This window comes from Shewanella sp. TB7-MNA-CIBAN-0143, assembly GCF_040310065.1.
Classification (GTDB): domain Bacteria; phylum Pseudomonadota; class Gammaproteobacteria; order Enterobacterales; family Shewanellaceae; genus Shewanella.
Genome location: NZ_JBEOPL010000031.1, coordinates 1 through 20,794, shown reverse-complemented (window position 1 = coordinate 20,794; position 20,794 = coordinate 1). Strand labels below are relative to the sequence as shown.

Below are 20,794 nucleotides of genomic sequence, written 5' to 3'. Positions count from 1 at the left end.
TAATATTCTGAAGCTTATGCACATAATACCAGCATTCATAAGCATTCAAAACCTGTCCCATTAACAACATTGTCAACTATTTGAAAAAAAACTCACAAATTATTAGCTAGATACTTGCTGCGGTTCACCATCATTAGCTAAAATACATTTCTAACTTTTCCACATTACAGCTGATGAACTCTCAACAAGATAAGATATACGCTCATGTGACCGACCAAATTACTGATTTTCAATTTGATCAACGTGTTGCTGGTGTATTTAATGACATGATCCGCCGCTCTGTTCCTGGGTACGCACAAATTATCAATACCATTGGTGATTTTGCTAATCGCTTTGTCACGCCCCAAAGCAATATATACGATCTCGGTAGTTCGTTAGGCTCAGCTACATTAAGTATTCGTCGTCAAATTGAAGGGCGCGGATGTCAAATTTATGCGGTAGACAATAGTCAGTCTATGATTGAGCGTTGTACTGAAAATCTTGCTGCGTATGTCAGCGACATTCAAGTCAATTTATTGTGTGCTGATATCAGAGATATCGACATCCAGAATGCGTCGATGGTGGTGCTCAACTTTACCCTACAATTTCTACCGACCCATGATCGCGACGCCCTAATAAAACGTATTTACGACGGTATGTTACCCGGTGGAATTTTAGTCATTTCAGAAAAATTATTCTTTGAAGATAATCAAATTCAACAGTTATTAGATGAACAGCATTTAGATTTTAAGCGTGCAAATGGGTATAGTGAGCTCGAAATAAGTCAAAAACGCAGTGCATTAGAAAACGTTATGCGTCCAGACAGCTTAAATGTCCACCAAAAACGCTTAACTGAAAACGGCTTTAGTCACTTCTCAGTCTGGTTTCAATGTTTTAACTTTGCATCTATGGTAGCCATTAAATGATCAATTTTAGCTCTTTTTATAAAGACATTGCTGATTCAAACCTACAACACTGGTTGGAAACATTACCGGCAATTTTAGGTAAATGGCAACGAGATCATAAACACGGCAATTTACCTAAATGGGAAAAAGTGCTCAATAAATTACATTACCCTAAACCCGATAAAATAGATTTTAGCAGCAGTGTAACAATTGGAACCGGAGAACAACTCAGCCCTGGTCAAGTTGAAAAACTAACCAATTTATTGGCAGTGTTTCAACCGTGGCGTAAAGGTCCATTTTCCGTTCATGGCATTCAAATTGATACAGAATGGCGCAGTGATTGGAAATGGGACCGAGTTAAAAATTTTATTTCACCGTTAAAGAATCGCACAGTGTTAGATGTTGGTTGCGGTAGTGGCTATCACATGTGGCGGATGTTAGGTGATGGCGCAACTCGTGTTGTAGGGATTGACCCTTCGCCATTATTTTTATGTCAATTTGAAGCTATCAAGCGAGTTGCAGGTAATCAGCACCCGGTATATTTGCTGCCATTAGGGATAGAGGAATTACCCGCATTAGATGCCTTTGATACCGTATTCTCGATGGGCGTACTCTATCATCGTCGCTCTCCGATAGATCATTTACTACAATTACGTGACCAATTAAGAGTGGGTGGTGAATTGGTACTTGAAACACTGGTGATTGATGGCGATGAAAATGCGGTACTTGTTCCACAAGATAGATATGGCAAAATGAACAACGTTTGGTTTATACCATCAGTTGCAGCCTTAATGTTATGGTTAAAGAAATGTGAGTTTATTGATATTCGTTGTGTAGATATCGATATCACCTCACTAGCAGAACAACGCAGCACCCACTGGATGAAAAATGAATCTCTAGTCGATTATCTCGATCCAAATGATGTGAGTTTAACCGTAGAAGGTTATCCCGCGCCTAAGAGGGCTATCATCATTGCAACAAAGAACCAACCGAATCACGATTTAGTATAAATATTACTATTCAACAGGAATTGACATGTTAAAGCAGGTAATTGCTCTATCCGTTGCAGCGGCACTATTATCGGGTTGTACCGCCACCCAAAAAACAATAACACCACCGTTGACCAATGCTGATTTGAATAGCAGTTTGCAAGTTTCGCAAACCGTCATTATTGATGCCATCAATGTACAAAATAGTCAGCAGACAAATGACATTAGTGCGCTTTCTGACGAAATTAGAAAATTGAAGACTCAGGTAAGCACCGCAATGAGTCAAAAACCAAAAACAATTATTGTTCAACCACCTACACCAAAGCCTGTGGCGGTCCCACAGCAATGTCCTGAAGCCATTATTGGTGAGAAGTTTCTACTTGGTGAAGTCGAAAGTGTCTATATAGATGAAGTAAAATTAAAGTTTGCCACACGTATTGATACTGGTGCAGAGTCATCATCTCTAGACGCACGCAATATCGTATTATTTGAACGAGAAGGCGTACAGTGGGTTCGCTATGATGTGATAACTAATAACACTGAACAACCTGCAAACACCTTTGAATCTAAAGTTGAACGCTTTGTTCGTATTAAACAAGATGCAGATACGGCTGATGATCGTCGTCCAGTAATCCATGCCCATTTAAAAATAGGTAAATATGCCGCCGAAACAGATTTAAACCTAACGGATCGAAGCCACCTAGATTATCCTTTATTACTAGGTCGCAAGTTTATGAAAGATATTGCCATTGTTGATGTAGGCCAAATCTACATTCATGGTAAAGCCAAAAACCAAATTACCACGTTAATTAAGTAGGATCCGTAATGCATTCTCGTAAACCGTTTTACATATTCGTTGCGTTGCTATTTATCATCGGGATCAGCACCAGCATATATCGTGGTATCGAACACAATGTGCCTTTTTTACCTGGGGACCAAGTACAAAGTTGGGCCGTTGATGCCAAAATAAGTTTTAATGGAAAGAATCAACCTGCTGAGGTCAATTTCTCATTACCTAACGATCCTGCATTTGACATCTTAGTTGAAAATGCATCATCACCAGGTTATGGCTTAAATATTTCAGAAGATACTAATAACCGTCGCGCCGTGTGGTCTATTCGTGAGGCTTCTGGCTCACAAGCATTATATTACCGAGTCACTTTGGTACCCACAGGCAAGCTTAATATTGAAGCCGTCGAAGAACCTGCCACGCCAGAATTATATTCATGGCCTGCAACAGAGAAATCAGCAGCAGAGCAAGTCATTGAAGAAGTCTGGGCTCGCAGTGCAACTAACCTGTCGTTTGCTCAGCAGTTAATGAATTTGATTAACGATAATGATCAGAGCCAAAATATGGCGTTGTTATTATCGGCTAACACCTCAACCAATTTGTTTGTGCACATGTTGCACTCAAAAGGGGTACCCGCACGTATTGTTAACGGTTTGCAACTTGAAGATCAACGACGTCGTCAGCAGCTCACATCATACGTTCAAGTTTACAATAACGGTCAATGGGAACTTTTTGACGTTCCAAACAACAAAAAAGGCCGTGACAATACTTTAGTATTATGGGAATACACTGGCCACTCAGTACTTGATGTTATGGGAGGAACTAGCTCATTAGTTAACTTCTCAATGCTGCAAGATACTCGTTCAGCATTAGCCACCTCTATCGACATGATGATGAATGACGATGCAATGGATTTCTCTTTGTATCAGTTACCGCTTGAAGAACAAAGCACATTTAAGGGCATTCTGTTAATCCCAATTGGGGTATTAGTCGTAGTGTTCTTACGCGTCATTGTCGGCATCAAAACATCTGGTACTTTTATGCCGGTATTGATTGCTCTAGCGTTTATTCAAACGACCCTACTAACCGGCTTAATTGGCTTTTTGCTTATTGTTGCCTTTGGTTTAATGATCCGTTCCTATCTGTCGACGCTTAACTTACTGCTCATATCCCGAATATCGGCGGTAATTATTGTGGTTATTTTTATTATCGGCTTATTTACCTTAATTTCATTCAAATTAGGCTTAAGTGAAGGCTTAACGATTACCTTCTTCCCGATGATCATTCTTGCGTGGACCATTGAGCGCATGTCTATTCTGTGGGAAGAAGAAGGCCCTAAGAAAGTCTTTGTATCAGGTGGCGGTAGCTTATTTGTGGCCACATTGGCGTACTTAGCCATGGACAACCAATTAGTTCAGCATTGGGTATTCAACTTCTTAGGCATTCACTTAGTGATTTTAGCGTTGGTATTAGTGATGGGACAGTACACAGGTTACCGTTTAACTGAATTGAAACGCTTTAAACCATTAGTTGGAGAGCAATAATGAAGTACGCCTGGCCCTGGGAATTGAGCCGTAGCGGTGTACTCAACATGAACAGGCGCAATATTAGCTATATTGGTCGTTATAATCAGCGTAAGTTTTATAAACGCGTTGATGACAAACTAATTACTAAGCAACTTGCGCTTGCTAATGGCATAGCCGTTCCCGATTTAATTGGGGTTGTTCATGAACAACATAAAATCCAAGAAATCCCAGCTATGGTCCTCGACCGTAGTGGTTTTGTGATAAAGCCAGCAAAAGGTTCTGGCGGTAAAGGCATTATGGTGATCACCAGAGTGAGTAATGGCTGTTATTACAAGCCCAATGGCCACGAAGTGACTCATAGCGAAATTTATCGCCATGTATCTAACATTTTAAGTGGTTTATTCTCTCTCGGCGGTAAGCCTGATGTCGCAATTGTTGAAGGGTTAATTGAATTTGACCCAGTCTTTGAAGGCTTAAGTTATGAGGGTGTCCCAGACATCCGCTTAATTGTGTTTAAAGGCTTTCCTGTCATGGGAATGTTACGTTTATCAACTGCTGCATCAGATGGTAAAGCTAACTTACACCAAGGCGCTGTAGGTGTTGGCTTAGATATCGCTACCGGACACAGTTTGCATGCTGTGCAATTTGACTTACCCGTTGATAAGCATCCTGATACTCACTTTCCACTGTCGAACATCAAAGTTCCTCATTGGGAAACCTTACTCCACACAGCATCAAGTGCCTATGAAATGTGTGAGCTCGGGTATTTAGGTACTGACATGGTGTTAGATAAAAACAAAGGCCCACTGTTACTTGAATTGAATGCCCGTCCTGGTCTAACCATTCAAATTGCCAATGGTAGAGGGATTTTACCTCGACTTAAGCATGTAGAAGCGATGAAAAGCTCAACAATGTCAGTTGAGGAACGCGTGGCTTATGCTAAAAAGCATTTTTGTAGCAACCCTATTTTTTAATCTTTTAGCCACAGCAAGCGCTGTGGCTAATCCCTTAGCACTGTTCGTCGAACAGTGCTTACAATATCAACCTGATTTAGGACAAGACAAGCTTGTTTCTTTTCAGTCTGTTGAACAACAAGCTGTTGAATTTGAAAAGCGCACACTTGCGTTAAATAATATCAACGACAGAATTCAATATTACCGCCCTTTCGCCAACGACAGCCTAAATAGGCAAGGCTTATTATGGTGCCAATTACACCTTGCCGATGAACTTTATGCGTTAGCTACAGCAGCCAATACCCAACGCTTAATTGATCAGTTGTTACAGCTTCGACCGCCTTATGATCAATTAGGACAACGCTTAGTCGCCATAAGACAATCACAGTGGGAGCTAATCGAAAAGTCAAAACTGCACAGCGCCCAGGCAAGTAATAATCAAGCATTGTCTCAACGACTCTTCAGCATGCAATTTAATCAGCAAGACTGTGTAATATCCAATGAACTTAGTTCAGAGAGCAGCAATACTAATATTGATATTCGTATTGCTAAATATTTAATTACACAACCCAATGAACACTGTAGAAAACAGGTTTGGCTTGCCTATCAAATTCGCGCAAAAGACAAACAAGCTCCAGCGCTTGCATTGATCCATCAATTACAACAGCAGCACGCAATTCTTCAAGACTATGATAATAGCGCACAGGCACAACTCTCATCTCATGGGCTAACCCCGCAGTTGTTAGAGCAATTCTTAGCCAGCCAAACAAGTAATCTTGGTATCGCGCCATGGAATATTGCCCATGCCCTTAGTCGGGTAAGTAATTTATCGGCTATAAAATCGATTACTACGGATGCATTTTTACAGCAAATATTCGAAAGCCTTAAAGCTTTAGATCTCAAGTTTGAACTGATCACAATAGACGATGATAAAATAGACGATCCTAAAATAAATAAAACGACATCGCTTGCAGACAGTCAACATAGCAGCTTAAGTGAGGCACACCTCATACGCGTTTGGCACCAACAGCGATTACTGGGTGAAATTTTCACCTACCCACAAGATAAGCAGCACAATCCATTAAATATAGATGGTCAATTGATAAAACAAACTGTTGTCGGTCATCAATTTGGCCAATATTCGCTAAGTTTTCCATCGCAATTAATCCATGTGAAACAACAACAAAAATTAATTAACAGATTAAGCCAAGCAATAGTATCCTTGGCGCAAGGTGGGCAGTTTTATTTTATTACCAATAGAGCACAAAACACTGATGCCCATGCGATTGCAACACAGTGGTTAGCACACTACATTACACAACAGCTGAACTTATCCCAATTGCCTAAAAGACACCAATTAGCAGCACAATATCAACAGCAATTATGGGTATTTAGGACAAAGGTTTCACTGGCTTTTTATCAATATAAAGGTAATTTCAAAGGTACACAGCAGGATATTTGGTTAAGTCATAATCAACTACTATCAGTGGCTTTTGAGCAAAGCTTTGGCCTACCATGGCCAAATGCAACGGACGCAATATATAGTTATCAAGCTATTGCTAATCAAGGAATTAATCATTATCTTCCTTTATGGCAAACCGCATTGACTCAATTAATCATTGCTGACACACCGACCAATATATCGACTCGCGCGATATTTAATTTATTGGTTGTAAACGAAACACATTTAACTTTAGACGATCAACTTGAGCAGCTTATTGGCCCACCAATAGACCCACATTCACTTATCAGGAGATTTAAACATGCTGGAACTACGCAAGAGTAAAACACTCTCGTACTTACTATTATCAGCTACGTTGTTTAGTAGTGTGGCGTTCGCAAAAGAGTCCGTTGAAAAAACACCACATAAGTTAACTGCTGACCAAGTTTATCAAGGCATTAAAACCAATTTAGAAACCAATCTTTATTCATTACCGCCTCGTGTACAAGGCCATTATGCTATACGTCAATTCCGTATGACTGGGGAAGCAAAATACGCTAACGGTTCATTAATCGATTTGCTCACCATTGCAGAGCGCCAAGCATACTATTCTTGTAATCTGGATAAACCCGGTTTTATTAAAAGTGAATCAAAAATTGAAGCGGATAAATTAGGCTCTGGCCCACGGGCTACAGCCCGTAAGGAAGCCATCGCTCCCTACCCTAACTTTATGTTATATACCGATGTGCTATTGCGCTATGCCAGTCGAGTCGATGAGTTTGGCTTTACCGGACCTTGTCATGATTTAATGATAAAAACCCTAAAAAGTGCTAATTTAGAGCCCGCTTTCACTGATCCAAAAATGATCAAAGCTTGGGCCGCGCAGTTAATCAACTATGTATATTGGGCCAAGCAAATCGGTGTTGGCGACTATTACCAAGCTTACAAACAAGCTTTCATTAAAACCTATCCAGATAGTAATGATGATAAGCTCAAAAAAGGCCAATATAAAAACAAAGTTTATGGTATGACTCACTTTATTTTTTCAGCTAGCGAGTATTATCAACATCCAGTCGATCCAAAAGAGTATCAGTGGATTTTAGATTACTTTGAAAACAACATTGATCGCATTTTAACCGATACTACTGAAGATATTATTACTGAAGTGGGTATTAGTTTCTTAATTACTGGTAACGGCGATAACCCAGTTGTAGAGAAAGTGAAAAAGCATGTGATTGCGGCTTACGATCCTAAAACGATGATGATCCCCTCACCACATGGCAAAGTTGAATTATCTTCTGGTGAACACAGAAACGTATTAGCAATGATGTTATTAGATTGGCCTGAAACGTTACATAAAGGACCATATTTAAATAATATTTCTAGTACCAAGAAATACTTACCAAAACTTGTTAAGCCTAAAGCGTCTATGAACGATGCTAAATCACACTAAATATTAGCGGTGATACGTTTGAGGCAAATGCAGTGCATTTGCCTTTTTTATTTCAAACAAAGCTATGATTTTCCGTCATTTTTACTCAACAATAAAGAGAACACTTAATGAGCCGAGCTAAATCAACCTTAGAACAATGGCGAATTGTCCAAGCTGTCGTTGATTTTGGAGGCTATGCTCAGGCTGCAGAAAAGCTCAACAAGAGCCAATCGTCACTAAACCATGCGGTGGCCAAGTTGCAGCATCAACTGGGGATTAACTTACTCGAAGTAAAAGGCCGCAAAGCCTATTTAACCGAGCAAGGAGAAGTGTTATTACGTCGTTCTCGTCATTTAACTCAATCTGTTGAAGAGCTAGAACAATTAGCCTCAAATTTAGGACAAGGTTGGGAACCTAACCTCACCATTGCCAGAGAAATCATTTATCCGATGGACACTCTAGTGGCAGCTCTAGACGAGTTTTTACCTCAAAGTCGTGGTACAAGGGTAACGATTATCGACTCGGTGATCACTGGCACTCATGAACTTGTGCTTAATAATGAAGTCGACATTGCTATTTGCGCTACACCACCCAAAGGCCATATTGCAGAGCCATTATGCGAATTAAATTTTGAACTTGTGTGTCATCCAGACCATCCGCTTGCGCAATTAGAACGCATTGATGATGACAAGCAGTTAGCCCAGCATTTACAAATTGTGATTAAAGATACGGGAATAAATGCAACCAATGATATTGGTTGGCTAAAAGCGGAACAACGTTGGACGGTATCTAACTTTCATGAAGCAAAATCGATTTTAGCGCGTAACATAGGTTTTTGTTGGATCCCAAACTTTGTTGTGCAGCAAGAACTGCAAAATAAACAACTCATCCGTCTTCATTTGCGTGGAGGTAATAATCGAAAAGCAATATTGAATCTGGTTGTCCCTAATCGCGATCAGCAAGGCCCTGCTTGTAAGTTATTAGAAAGCTTAATTTTAAAACAGCATAACTTACCTTTTAATGGCTGATTATCAGTATAAAAAAATTTACTTAGATTTGGTGTTGTAGATATTTAATCAATATGGCGACTTATTCAAGTCAGCTTCTACATAACACATGATTTTTGTCATGCTCGTGAATCCTTATCTTGCACAAATCGCTGAAAAATCATTGTTCCCTGCACTTTCAATTAAACATCTTAGCATCCATATAAATTAGCTCATTTGGCAAAATATACATAGGGCATTATGATTTGGCTTGCGATACTAGGATGCGTTCAGCCAAGTTCTGATTAAGTCGTTAATATCGAGTTCAGATAATTTACCATCGCTAAATTATCGAATTTAGTGAGTGTTGAATGCATACTGCGGAGACATCGAAAAAAACTACACGTAGATTTCGATGGATTGATGCTGTTGTGAATAACGTTCTGGGAAAGGTAGAGACTGACTAGTTGAATCGTCAACTGCTGCAGTGTCGTTTGCCATAGTAGAATGACGCTGTTCTGCTGATAATGAACGATTTGGAGACAATAAACTCATGTTTGAATCATCAGCATTAAGAGGATCATTGGTTAAAGTTTGACTGTTTTGCGATATGGAAGTATTCGTTGTTGTTGTTGATGACAAAGCATCTGAATTACTTGTTATTAACTCTTTCTTTGCTTCATTCATGTTTTGTAATGCTTGCGCCGCCACACGAATATCAGCCATTGACGGCTGTACTGGCGCCATCGCAGCGGCATACACTTTCTGCATTTTACTTAACGTTGCTTGCGCATCACCATCAACAGTAGACACATCGATATTGACCTCACCATCCACCGCATAGCGACGTCCATCGGGGCCTTTTTCATATTGATAACTCGGGCTTTGTGCCAAACTTCCTCCCACTGCTGCGTGGGCTTGTTCGTGGGTTTTAACTTCGGTATCTCGTTGTGCCAGTTGATCAATTTGTTTAATTTCAGCTTGTTCAATTTGTTGTTGTTTGTCTTTTACCTGTTGCTCAACTTGTTGAGCTGCTGTTTCAGCTTGACGGTTTGATGTTTGAGATTCTGCATTGACTGACGGATCATCCACTGATGAATTTTGGTCCGTAGTATTTGTTGCTACAGCTGAAGTATTTGTTTCTGTCGCTGAAGCATCCGAGGGTTGATTAAAGATATTAACTACTGGCTGTTGAGCATTAACGGCTTCACCATTACTCGTTGCGGCTGGTGTATCTGTACTCACAAATGTCCCAGCAACGGTATCAGTTGCCTGGATTGGAGTAGGTGAACGATTTAATACTCCAGTAAGATTAAGTGGACCACTTTTTAAGCTGTAACTATTGAATGTATCAGCAACTATAATTTTTTGAGACTTGGTTTCATTGCTCGCAGTTAAGCTAGATGTAGAGTTATGCTGAGTATCTGTGCTTATAGTGGGTTTAAGGTCTATCGGTACCTTAAACGCCGCTGTTGATGAGACCGTAGTTTGAAATGAACTGGATTTGAGCGAGCTGTTTTTAACTGAACCTGACTGGATATTTCCAGATTGAATGTCTACAGCAATAGTGGGGGCAGATCGAGGGTTACTGACTTGAATGCTATTTGTTGTTTGAGCACTATTGATTGCTTGTGTATGTGGTTGAGCTTGCGGCGTGGACAATGAATTGCGGTGGTTAAGTTGGGCAGTATTATTAACTGCCCCAGTATTTGCAGAAACCATCGCCGCATTCATGATTACACTTCAATATCAATCAAACTGCCAACAGTCTCAGAAGCTACTTCAATCACTTTAGCAGATGCTTGAGCTTGGTTGGATGATTCAGTCGCAGACACTAAAGCTGATGTGGTGTCAGTTTGCCCAACAGCACGAGAACTTAAGGTCACAGTATCTTGGCTTGGTGAAATAGACACAGCCGGTTTTTGTTGATCTGGCATCGCAACAGATGTTGTTGCTTGCGCTAAACCTTGTTGAGCACTTTGCAATCCCTGCATACCTGACGCATAGGCTGATTGAACTTGCATAATACTGCTCCTGATTTTAAAAAAGTCGATTTATTATGGCCTAAACCGACTAATATGTACAGTTTTCAAACAAAAGTTAGCCGTTAACCCAACCCATCTCCCAATCTTTCCATACTGGATTCATCCCTCGTAATTTAATTTGTGAAATAACCTGTTCAACAGAGCGGTTATCACTGATTTCAAATTGATCAAGTTGACTGTCAGGTGCCATATAACCACCAGGTTGAGTTGAGCTTCCTGCACTCATGTGGGTAATCCCTAATGGCAGTAAATTATCCCTCAGCGACGGCAGCTCACGCGTTGATAAACTGATTTCAAGTTGAGAGTTAAACAATCTAAACGCACAGATCATTTGCACTAATCCTGCATCGGTTAATTCAACTTTTGGTGTAATACCGCCAGTACACGGACGTAAACGAGGTAATGAAATACTGTAGCGACTGCGCCAATAGGTTTTTTCCAAATAATCAAGATGATGCCCCATTAGCAATGCATCGAGTCGCCAATCATCTAACCCAAGTAATACACCTAGGCCAATTTTATCAATTCCCGCTTGAGCAACTCTGTCTGGGGTATCTAAACGATAGATAAAATCTTGTTTTTTACCGCGTGTATGATGTTGAGCGTAAGTATGTGGACGATAGGTTTCTTGATAGACCATAACGGCATCAACGCCAAATTTGCCAAGACGCTGATACTGTTCAGTTTCTAATGGTTGAACTTCCATTGCTACATAATTAAAAGCCGTGTTAACGAGTGGTAACACCGACTCAAAATACCCCATTCCAACTTTAGTTTCATGCTCACCAGACACTAATAATATCGAATCAAAGCCTCGTTGTTTAATAATCGCCATTTCGGCTGCTAGTTCATCACTATTAAGGGTTTTACGCTTGACCTTGTTACTCATACTAAAGCCACAATAATCGCACTCGTTGGCGCATAAGTTTGATAAATATAAGGGTAAGAAAAGACCGATATTGGCACCAAATCGCTGCCGAGTCAGCTGAGCTGCTTGCTGCGCCATCGGTTCAATATATGCCATTGCGGCTGGAGATAATAATGCCAACAAGCTATCAAGATTACCGCTTGGATTTTTCAAAGCCCGCTCAACGTCTTTGGCAGTAGTCGAATACAGCTTCATCGATAACGCATCGGGGGCTAATTGCGAAAACACGCTTGAATACGTCATGCTAGCCCCCCCTTACCATTCACTGACTTTGCAAGCGAATTGATTGATGGTTCTGACAAGAATCCGGTCAAAGGACTGGTCGCGTTAGCATGGTTGTTCACTGCCCCTAATCCAGCAAGATATGCTTGTCTTCCTGTTGCAACTGCATCAGCAAAACATTTAGCCATTTGTTGGGGATTGGCACTACTTGCAATCGCGGTATTTACCAATACTGCTGCAGCGCCCATTTCCATAGCTCTGCAAGCTTGTGAAGGTGCGCCAATGCCGGCATCTACTATTACCGGAATATTGGCCTGTTCAATAATAATGCTTAAGAATGTTTCCGTCGCTAAGCCTTGATTGCTGCCTATTGGGCTGCCGAGTGGCATAACCGCAGCGCAACCGACTTCTTCTAAGCGCCGACACAATACTGGATCGGCATGCACATAAGGCATAACAATATAGCCTTGTTCGCATAAGTATTGAGCCGCAATCAATGTTTCAATTGGATCGGGCATGAGGTATTTGGGATCGGGATGAATTTCAAGTTTAATCCATTTAGTGCCCAACATTTCATAAGCGAGTTCAGCAGCAAAAATGGCTTCTTTGGCATTACGCGCACCAGCGGTATTGGGTAATAATTTAACCCCCATACTTTGCAAAGGACCGAGTAAATTGTCATGGCCGCGAGTCAAATCAATCCGCTTCATCGCTAAGGTGACTAACTGCGACCCAGAACTTGCTATCGCTTGTAACATTGTATTGTGATCTGAAAATTTTCCCGTTCCGGTGAGTAACCGAGACGAAAATTGATGATCGGCTATCATTAACATCATTAACCTCCAGCAACGGCAGAAAAAACGGTGATATTGTCATCGGCTTGACACACTATATGCATCCAACGACTTCGAGGCACAACAGTATCGTTGACCACGATAGCCACTCCTTGAGTGGGTAAATCGCTGAGTATAAGTAGTTCAGCCAAATTCAAATTGGCCCGAACATGTTGCTCGACACCATTAAGGTGCAGGGTTATTAGCTCGAGGGGATCAGTTTGTGACATTAGACCGCTCCTGATGATCAGTTAATGGATATTGATGGCATACTTCACATTGTGGGTCTTGACTCATTTGGGCATGCTGCCAGCGTAAATCCTTACCATTAAATCGATGTAGAACACCGTATTGGGTAAAGGTATTGCAGATGTGCTGAAGGCCCACCAGCGCTTGCATACTGGCGATAATACCCACAGCAGGCCCTAGCACTCCAGTTTGAGTACAATTTTGCATAATGGGGGTATCAAGTGGATATAAACAACAATAGCAACCGCTGTATGAATGCGAATGTGTGTGGGAAAAATCGATACAAAATAATTGCCCCTGATATGCACTAATAGCACCACTAACCAAGGCTAACTGATGCTGTACACACATTTGGTTTATCAGTTGCCTCGCACTCACATTATCAGTGCAATCAAACACCACAGGTTTTACGGTAAATTGTTTAACAAGCTGATTAAAATGCGCTGATGTAACTCGTTGTGCTAGCACATCGATGGTGATTTCAGGGTAAGCGCTACTAAGCACATTTTTTGCAATGCTGACTTTGGCTTTGCCAATATCAGCGGCCCTGAACAGGAGTTGCCTTGGTAGATTGGATAATTCAACCACATCATGATCAATTAACAGTATTTTCTGAACACCCGCGGCTGCTAAATAGTGCGCCACTAAATGCCCTAAACCTCCAACACCGATGATCACTACAGCGCTATTCATAATGGCAAGCTGCCCTGCTTCTCCAATATCGCTCAGTAACATGGTGCGCGAATACTGAATATAATCCCGATCAGATAAAGTACTCATACACCCTCCTGAGATAAATTGGCTTTAGGTAAAGGTCGGGTAAGCTGCAACCATTTATGATGCAAAGTTCGATAAGCCTTCGCCGGATCGTCAGCCGTTGCCACTGCTCTAACAACAGCAGCATCACCAACGCCTGTATCCGCAATCAACGCCAAATTACTGAGATCGATCCCGCCAATAGCAACTGTCGGATAATGGCGCGCAAATAAACTGGCATAACGTTTAAGTTTACTGAGCCCTTGAGGCGCGGAAGGCATTTGCTTGGTCGTGGTAGCAAAAATATGCCCAAGAGCAATATATGAAGGCGAACATTGGTGAGCTAATAAGGCTTCAAAATAACTGTGACTCGATAACCCTAACGCCATTCCTGTTGCCGCTATCGCGGTTAAATCTGCAGTTGCCATATCTTCTTGGCCTAAATGAACCCCAAACGCACCGTGTTTAATCGCCAGTGGCCAATGATCATTAATAAACAACTGAGCATGATATTCGCGACCGAGTTTGATGGCCTCAATGATATTGGCTTCGAGTGTTAATCCTTGTAATACATGGCTGTCATCAGTATCGATATTAATAGCTAACTTGGCACGATATTGAACCGTCTTACAGCCCGCTTTTAACAATTGTTTAAGCATATCGATATCAGCTACAACAGGATAAATCCCCAAGGGTTGATGCAGTGATTTAAAACCATTCGGTGCAGCTTGCTTGCACGAATCATCAGCGAGATGCTCAGAAGATACCAACTTGATTGATGGCATCATGCCTAAATCATCAGGCCAACCAGTACGGGCTAAAACACCAGGTCCTTGACCAAGGCTTACGCCTAAAGTAAGTCCCTTATTGACGTAGGCTTTTGCCAGCACAATAGCATCATGAATCACGAACTCATGGGCAATAAAACACGCTATGGCAGATGATAATGTGCAACCACTGCCATGATTATTGGTGGTTGCTATCCGCTGGCTACTTAGCATAAACACCGCATTACTGTGTGTAATACTGGCACCTTTAACGCTTTTACTCACATATACATCTATTGCATATTGTTGCTGCCATTGAGCATCACCGCCTTTAGCGAGCACATTGCATTTAAATGTATCGGATAACAATTTGGCATCGCAGATCATTTGCTGTTGCTGAGCAACCTTGTTATCGACATCACAATATTGCGCGAACGCATACTGAGAACATAAACGTTTCAATTCGTGCTGATTAGGCGTTAGTAGATCAATTAAGCCAATGAGAGGACTAAAATCGAGTTCGATAGGATTAAAGTGCGCACCACTACTGGCGACCATGACAGGATCAAGCACCACAAAAGGTACCATCATCTGAGTAGCACGCATTTGAGCTAAACAGCCAGCTAATATGTCCACCTGTGCTTGGGATGCCAACAGGCCAATTTTAATCGCCACTGGCGGCAGATCGGCAAGTAAACTGCTGAACTGAGCCAACAACATGGATTCAGAAACGGTTTCAACAAGGCTCACACTGACTGAGTTTTGCGCAGTTACTGTGGTTATTACGCTACACCCGTGACACGACAAGTCTTGCAAAGTTAATAAATCAGCTTGAATCCCCGCACCACCACCACTGTCAGAACCCGCTATGGTCCAGACAATGGGTGGGGTTTGCGTTATGGATTCACTGACAAATGTCGATGAATTCATGGCGATTATTCCACCTCAACCGTTAAGTCAGTATCAACTTGTGCGACAGATTTGACGTCATGATAAAGCGCCGATCCCGACGCTTTGAACTCTGCCGACTTTTGTGCCATCGCTTCCGCCGGATTTATGGCTTGAGCCGTATGTTGAGCTTGATAAGCACTAGCGGAAGAGACTTCAATCTTAAGTGCTTCAGCTTGTTCAAGATTCGCGGCATATTCACGCACTTCGTGGGTTATTTTCATCGAACAGAATTTAGGTCCACACATTGAACAAAAGTGAGCCACTTTTGCCGATTCTTGTGGTAACGATTCGTCGTGGTAAGCACGAGCGGTATCAGGATCAAGACCTAGGTTATATTGATCTTCCCAACGGAATTCAAAGCGGGCTTTTGATAACGCATTATCACGTACTTGCGCACCTGGATGACCTTTAGCGACATCAGCAGCATGAGCTGCAATCTTGTAGGCAATTAAGCCTTGTTTTACATCTTCTTTATTTGGCAAACCTAAGTGTTCTTTGGGGGTGACGTAACACAACATCGCCACGCCGTACCAAGCCATCATGGCAGCGCCGATACCAGAGGTGAAGTGATCATAGCCCGGCGCAATATCGGTTGTTTGTGGGCCTAAGGTATAAAATGGTGCTTCGTCACAAAGGGCCAATTGCTTTTCCATATTGACTTTAATCAATTGCATTGGCACATGACCAGGGCCTTCAATGATGGTTTGCACATCATATTCCCATGCAATTTTGACCAATTCACCTAAGGTTTCTAATTCCGCAAATTGCGCTTCATCATTGGCATCGGCAATTGAACCGGGGCGCATACCATCGCCTAACGACAATGACACATCGTATTGGGCGCAAATCTGGCAAATATCACGAAAATGTTCATATAAGAAACTTTCTTGATGGTGGCTTAAACACCACTTAGCCATAATTGAACCGCCACGTGACACAATGCCGGTAAGGCGTTTAGCGGTCATGGGTACATAACGCAATAACACCCCAGCATGAATCGTAAAATAATCTACGCCCTGCTCGGCTTGTTCAATCAATGTATCTCTAAATACTGCCCAACTGAGGTCTTCGGCAATGCCATTAACCTTTTCTAATGCTTGATAAATCGGCACGGTACCAATTGGCACTGGCGAATTACGGATAAGCCACTCACGCGTTTCATGAATATAACGCCCGGTCGACAAGTCCATGACCGTATCTGCACCCCAACGGGTTGACCACACCAGTTTTTCAACTTCTTCTTCAATCGAAGATGTCACCGCTGAATTACCAATATTGGCATTCACCTTCACCAAAAAATTACGCCCAATAATCATAGGTTCGGTTTCAGGATGGTTAATATTCAACGGAATAATCGCTCGACCTCGAGCGACTTCATCACGGACAAACTCAGGTGTGATCAGCTGACCAATATGAGCACCAAAAGCCTCTCCAGGCGCTTTTTGGGTTAATACGGTGTCGGTTACTTCAGCACGAGCCATGTTTTCACGAATGGCAATGTATTCCATTTCAGGGGTAATAATACCTTGGCGTGCATAATACATTTGGGTCACGCATTTGCCCGACTTGGCACGTTTAGGCGCGACAAGGGCATCAAAGCGTAAATGATCGAGTCCATCATCGGCTAGTCGCTGTTGGGTAAAGCCTGAACTTGCACCGGTTAATTGCTCTGTATCTTGGCGCTCATCAATCCATGCTTGTCGGATTTTAGGTAAGCCTTCACGCACATTAATATCGGCAAGGGGATCAGAATAAGCACCCGCGCAGTCGTAGACCATAATAGGCGGATTGGCTTGTTTAATGGGTTTTGCATCGGTGCCGCCAATCACGGTTTCAGTTTGATTAACCTGACGCATAGCGACGTTGATATCAGCTCGACTACCCGTTAAATAGACTTTTTCAGAATTAGGATGTTGTAACGGTTTAAGGGTATCAATAAATTGTTGAGCGTTAGCTCGAGTTTGACGACGGTTTGGATTTGACATTAGCAACCTCAATATTAAGAGTAGAGTTGCTTGTCTGGAGAGGTGTTGATAGCAGCAGTAAACAATAAAAAATACTATTGCTTACGTCAATAATCACATAGAAAAATACTAAAGTAATAACGTAACTGGATATATAAACCGATAAAAAACTCGGAGGTAAACGTCCATTTACGGTCTTGTTAATACGTTATTTATCTTCCCAACTATCATGATTATTACGCTTGTTTCCTTCGCAGGTTCTAGCCTGATCAGGTTCAACGGATCCCGAATAAACGGTCTCAGCCATAATGGCACTCCGACAAGATGTCACGCAGTATAAGCAAGTTTTTCGCTAAATAACAAGCACTAAAATAATCATTTCATACAAAAGTTATCAATCCACATGTCAGAAACTGATGCAGTGTCATTGATATCTCCATGATTCATTCATCACCACAGACAGCTATTCATCAAGGTGCGACACTATGTCGCATTCATCATATTTATTAGCAGGTTATAATTTCAAAAAACTGATAAAAACCTTTGAAATATATTCATCAAAGGTTGATAAAATAATAACAAAGGTGATGACGTTGGTAAAAAAAGCAATCCAAACCATTAAATCAAATACAAATTACCCATGGGTTTACTCATCAATTTCATTGGCTGTAATGTTTGCTATTACACCTCAAGTAATGGCTGAGCAGTACGATAAGCAAAATAGTGAAGGCATTGAGCGGGTTGAAGTACATGGACAAAACACGACTAACAAAGACTTACTCGGCTCAGCCCAAAGCTTACTTGAAAAGCAAGGAGTAGACTTTTCTGAAGCAGGTGGCGTATCGGCATTACCGATTTTAAATGGCATGATGGGCGATCGCATTAAGGTGCTCATTGATGGCAGTGATATTACCTCATCATGTGCAAACCAGATGAACCCGCCACTTTCTTATGTGTCAGCCAATCACATTAGTTCGACCCAAGTGGTTGCTGGAGTCTCTCCGGTGAGCGCCGGTGGCGATAACATTGCTGGCGTAATTAACGTCAATAGCTTAACCCCTGTATTTACCGAGAGTGACAATGTGACATGGCAAAGTGGTAACATATCTAGTGGTTACCGAAGTACCAACGACGCTATTCTCGCAGGTGTAAATGCCACTGTTGCAAATAAAACATTAAGCTTTAGTTACCAAGGAGCATTTGAAGACGCTAACAGCTATACCGACGGCCACGGCGATAAAGTACTAGACACCTTATACCAATCACAAAATCATGCATTAGTTGCTGCTTGGCAAGATGACAACCAACAAATTGCTGTCAAATTGACCCATCAACATATCCCCTTTCAAGGTTTCGCTAACCAGTATATGGACATGACGAATAATGACAGTTATGGCGCATTAGTGCGCTATCAACGAACGCTGGAAAATGAAGGCGAGTTCACTGCCCAAGTAAACTGGCACCATGTAGAGCATGAGATGGGTTTCTTTAGCGATGAAAAAACCGGCATGATGCCAATGGAAACTAAGGGTAAAGATTACAGTTACCAACTGCATTGGCTGCTGCCAATCAGTTCAGACAGTACATTATTAATTGGCCAAGAATATTATGTTTATCAGCTTGATGATACATGGCCAGCGATTGAAGGTTCTACCATGATGGGCCCCAATGACTACGTCAATATCAATGATGGCGAACGCCAACGTGCTGCACTTTATGGCGAGTGGCAACAAACACTTAATACTCGTTGGTGGCTGTCTGCAGGTGTTCGTTATGAATACGTATCAACCAGCACAGGTGAGGTTCAACCTTATAACACTATGAGTATGATGGGCATGACCAATGTTAATGCCATGGCCGCAGATGAATTTAATAGCCTATATCGAAAGCACAATGACAATAACATCGATGCCACCCTTCTAGCTCGCTATCAACTCAGTGATACTGAAGTGATAGAACTTGGTTTAGCCCGAAAGAACCGCGCCCCAAATTTATATGAGCGATACAGTTGGGGCCAAAGCACCATGTCGACGACTATGATTGGCTGGTACGGCGATGCAAACGGCTACATAGGTAACCCAGACCTTAGTGCAGAAACTGCACATACATTGAGTATGGCTTACAAGCGAGTACAAGATGATTTAGCATTTAGTGCAACAGCTTGGTATAGCGACATCAATAATTATATTGATGCTAATGTGGTCAGCAGCTTTAATCGCACAAGCATCGATAGTAATCGTCGTCATATTTTACAGTTTGCAAATGTGGACGTGACCTTGTTTGGTGCACGCATAGATGCTGAATATCAAATAACAGAAAACCGCAGTGGTAAATGGCTCCTTAACGCTAATATCAGTGCCACGCGCGGCGAAAGAGATGACAATGACCAAGCGCTGTATCAAATAAAACCTTTGCAAACTAAGCTAGCTTTACAACAACAGCTAGGCGATTGGCAAAATAGTCTCAGTTGGCTATGGGTTGCGAGTAAAGACCGCGTGGATGAACAGCGTTTAGAAAACACAACTGACAGTTACACACTGCTTAACTTAAGCAGCAGTATCCAATGGCAAGATGCCACAATGACTATAGCAGTGAAAAATCTGCTTGATGAGTATTATCAATTGCCACTTGGCGGTATCAGTATTGCTGAATATAAGGCTGATAACAGTAACGGTTTTCAACAAATCGCTGGTGCGGGTCGCTCACTCGAATTGAATGTCAGTTACGCGTTCTAGTTAATCAGCTATAAGTCATAAAGCATATGGCCAGTAATGTGTACCACATTATTGGCTAGGCTAAAACAGCAATTTTGCTGATGTTAAGACAGTGAACCCGCGACCTCCGGCGTGACAGGCCGGTTTCTATTGATCTGCGATGGAATAACACTAATGAGCTGACATTTGATAATCTAGCAGGTATTGCATTCTAGGCTGAATAACACATTCTGTTGATTTTTGAACAGAAAAAAGCCCCTACATTTCTGTAGAGGCTTTTTTCTTATTTGGCGGAGCGGACGGGACTCGAACCCGCGACCCCCGGCGTGACAGGCCGGTATTCTAACCAACTGAACTACCGCTC

Annotated in this window: 17 protein-coding genes and 1 riboswitch; of the genes, 9 read left to right on the top strand and 8 right to left on the bottom strand. The window is 41.8% G+C overall.

The window, feature by feature from the left end; genetic code table 11:
* Nucleotides 1-173 precede the first annotated feature (173 nt).
* The 8 genes from cmoA to AAEY97_RS19540 all read left to right on the top strand — a co-directional run bounded on the left by cmoA (nucleotide 174) and on the right by AAEY97_RS19540 (nucleotide 9,043).
* Entirely contained in the window at nucleotides 174-905 is a 732-nt protein-coding gene (cmoA, locus tag AAEY97_RS19575) for a carboxy-S-adenosyl-L-methionine synthase CmoA (protein WP_101087022.1), read from the top strand.
* Entirely contained in the window at nucleotides 902-1,894 is a 993-nt protein-coding gene (gene cmoB / locus AAEY97_RS19570; protein ID WP_335693007.1) for a tRNA 5-methoxyuridine(34)/uridine 5-oxyacetic acid(34) synthase CmoB, read from the top strand. Before cmoA ends, cmoB begins: the two co-directional genes overlap by 4 nt.
* Nucleotides 1,895-1,919: 25 nt before the next feature.
* Nucleotides 1,920-2,690 (top strand): ATP-dependent zinc protease family protein, encoded by a 771-nt coding sequence (locus AAEY97_RS19565; protein ID WP_101087020.1) that lies wholly within the window; start codon nucleotides 1,920-1,922, stop codon nucleotides 2,688-2,690.
* A gap of 8 nt (nucleotides 2,691-2,698) precedes the next feature.
* A complete protein-coding gene (locus AAEY97_RS19560) occupies nucleotides 2,699-4,207 on the top strand; it encodes an inactive transglutaminase family protein (RefSeq protein WP_101087019.1) in 1,509 nt (502 codons plus the stop codon).
* Nucleotides 4,207-5,163: an alpha-L-glutamate ligase-like protein gene (locus AAEY97_RS19555; RefSeq protein ID WP_101087018.1), complete on the top strand. Its 957-nt coding sequence runs from the start codon at nucleotides 4,207-4,209 to the stop codon at nucleotides 5,161-5,163. Before AAEY97_RS19560 ends, AAEY97_RS19555 begins: the two co-directional genes overlap by 1 nt.
* On the top strand, nucleotides 5,126-6,928 hold the full coding sequence (locus tag AAEY97_RS19550) for a hypothetical protein (RefSeq protein WP_351000933.1): 1,803 nt from the start codon (nucleotides 5,126-5,128) through the stop codon (nucleotides 6,926-6,928). Before AAEY97_RS19555 ends, AAEY97_RS19550 begins: the two co-directional genes overlap by 38 nt.
* On the top strand, nucleotides 6,906-8,036 hold the full coding sequence (locus AAEY97_RS19545) for a DUF3541 domain-containing protein (RefSeq protein WP_101087016.1): 1,131 nt from the start codon (nucleotides 6,906-6,908) through the stop codon (nucleotides 8,034-8,036). The genes AAEY97_RS19550 and AAEY97_RS19545 overlap by 23 nt, the downstream gene beginning before the upstream one ends.
* Before the next feature lie 107 nt (nucleotides 8,037-8,143).
* On the top strand, nucleotides 8,144-9,043 hold the full coding sequence (locus AAEY97_RS19540; protein ID WP_101087015.1) for a LysR family transcriptional regulator: 900 nt from the start codon (nucleotides 8,144-8,146) through the stop codon (nucleotides 9,041-9,043).
* Between the two features lie 357 nt (nucleotides 9,044-9,400).
* On the opposite strand, the gene AAEY97_RS19535 is transcribed toward AAEY97_RS19540, so the two are convergent.
* The 8 genes from AAEY97_RS19535 to thiC form a co-directional block, all read right to left on the bottom strand.
* Nucleotides 9,401-10,735 carry a putative metalloprotease CJM1_0395 family protein gene (locus AAEY97_RS19535; RefSeq protein ID WP_351000929.1) on the bottom strand — a complete coding sequence of 445 codons (1,335 nt, stop codon included), beginning with the start codon at nucleotides 10,733-10,735 and terminating at the stop codon, nucleotides 9,401-9,403.
* Between the two features lie 2 nt (nucleotides 10,736-10,737).
* The gene (locus AAEY97_RS19530) at nucleotides 10,738-11,025 is read right to left on the bottom strand and encodes a chemotaxis protein (protein WP_101087013.1); all 288 of its coding nucleotides are present in this window, start codon (nucleotides 11,023-11,025) and stop codon (nucleotides 10,738-10,740) included.
* Between the two features lie 76 nt (nucleotides 11,026-11,101).
* Nucleotides 11,102-12,217, bottom strand: a complete 1,116-nt coding sequence (gene thiH, locus AAEY97_RS19525; protein WP_351000927.1) for a 2-iminoacetate synthase ThiH — start codon at nucleotides 12,215-12,217, stop codon at nucleotides 11,102-11,104.
* A complete protein-coding gene (locus tag AAEY97_RS19520; protein ID WP_351000950.1) occupies nucleotides 12,214-13,029 on the bottom strand; it encodes a thiazole synthase in 816 nt (271 codons plus the stop codon). The genes thiH and AAEY97_RS19520 overlap by 4 nt, the downstream gene beginning before the upstream one ends.
* 2 nt (nucleotides 13,030-13,031) lie before the next feature.
* Entirely contained in the window at nucleotides 13,032-13,259 is a 228-nt protein-coding gene (thiS, locus tag AAEY97_RS19515) for a sulfur carrier protein ThiS (RefSeq protein WP_101087010.1), read from the bottom strand.
* Nucleotides 13,246-14,058 carry a HesA/MoeB/ThiF family protein gene (locus AAEY97_RS19510; protein ID WP_351000923.1) on the bottom strand — a complete coding sequence of 271 codons (813 nt, stop codon included), beginning with the start codon at nucleotides 14,056-14,058 and terminating at the stop codon, nucleotides 13,246-13,248. Before AAEY97_RS19510 ends, thiS begins: the two co-directional genes overlap by 14 nt.
* Nucleotides 14,055-15,731 (bottom strand): bifunctional hydroxymethylpyrimidine kinase/phosphomethylpyrimidine kinase, encoded by a 1,677-nt coding sequence (locus tag AAEY97_RS19505; protein WP_351000920.1) that lies wholly within the window; start codon nucleotides 15,729-15,731, stop codon nucleotides 14,055-14,057. Before AAEY97_RS19505 ends, AAEY97_RS19510 begins: the two co-directional genes overlap by 4 nt.
* Nucleotides 15,732-15,736: 5 nt before the next feature.
* Nucleotides 15,737-17,737, bottom strand: a complete 2,001-nt coding sequence (gene thiC, locus AAEY97_RS19500) for a phosphomethylpyrimidine synthase ThiC (RefSeq protein ID WP_351000917.1) — start codon at nucleotides 17,735-17,737, stop codon at nucleotides 15,737-15,739.
* A gap of 208 nt (nucleotides 17,738-17,945) precedes the next feature.
* Nucleotides 17,946-18,045, bottom strand: a riboswitch (TPP riboswitch).
* A 258-nt stretch (nucleotides 18,046-18,303) separates the two neighbouring features.
* On the opposite strand from thiC, the gene AAEY97_RS19495 reads away from it, so the two are divergent.
* Entirely contained in the window at nucleotides 18,304-20,451 is a 2,148-nt protein-coding gene (locus tag AAEY97_RS19495) for a TonB-dependent receptor plug domain-containing protein (RefSeq protein WP_351000947.1), read from the top strand.
* The last annotated feature ends 343 nt before the right edge of the window (nucleotides 20,452-20,794 follow it).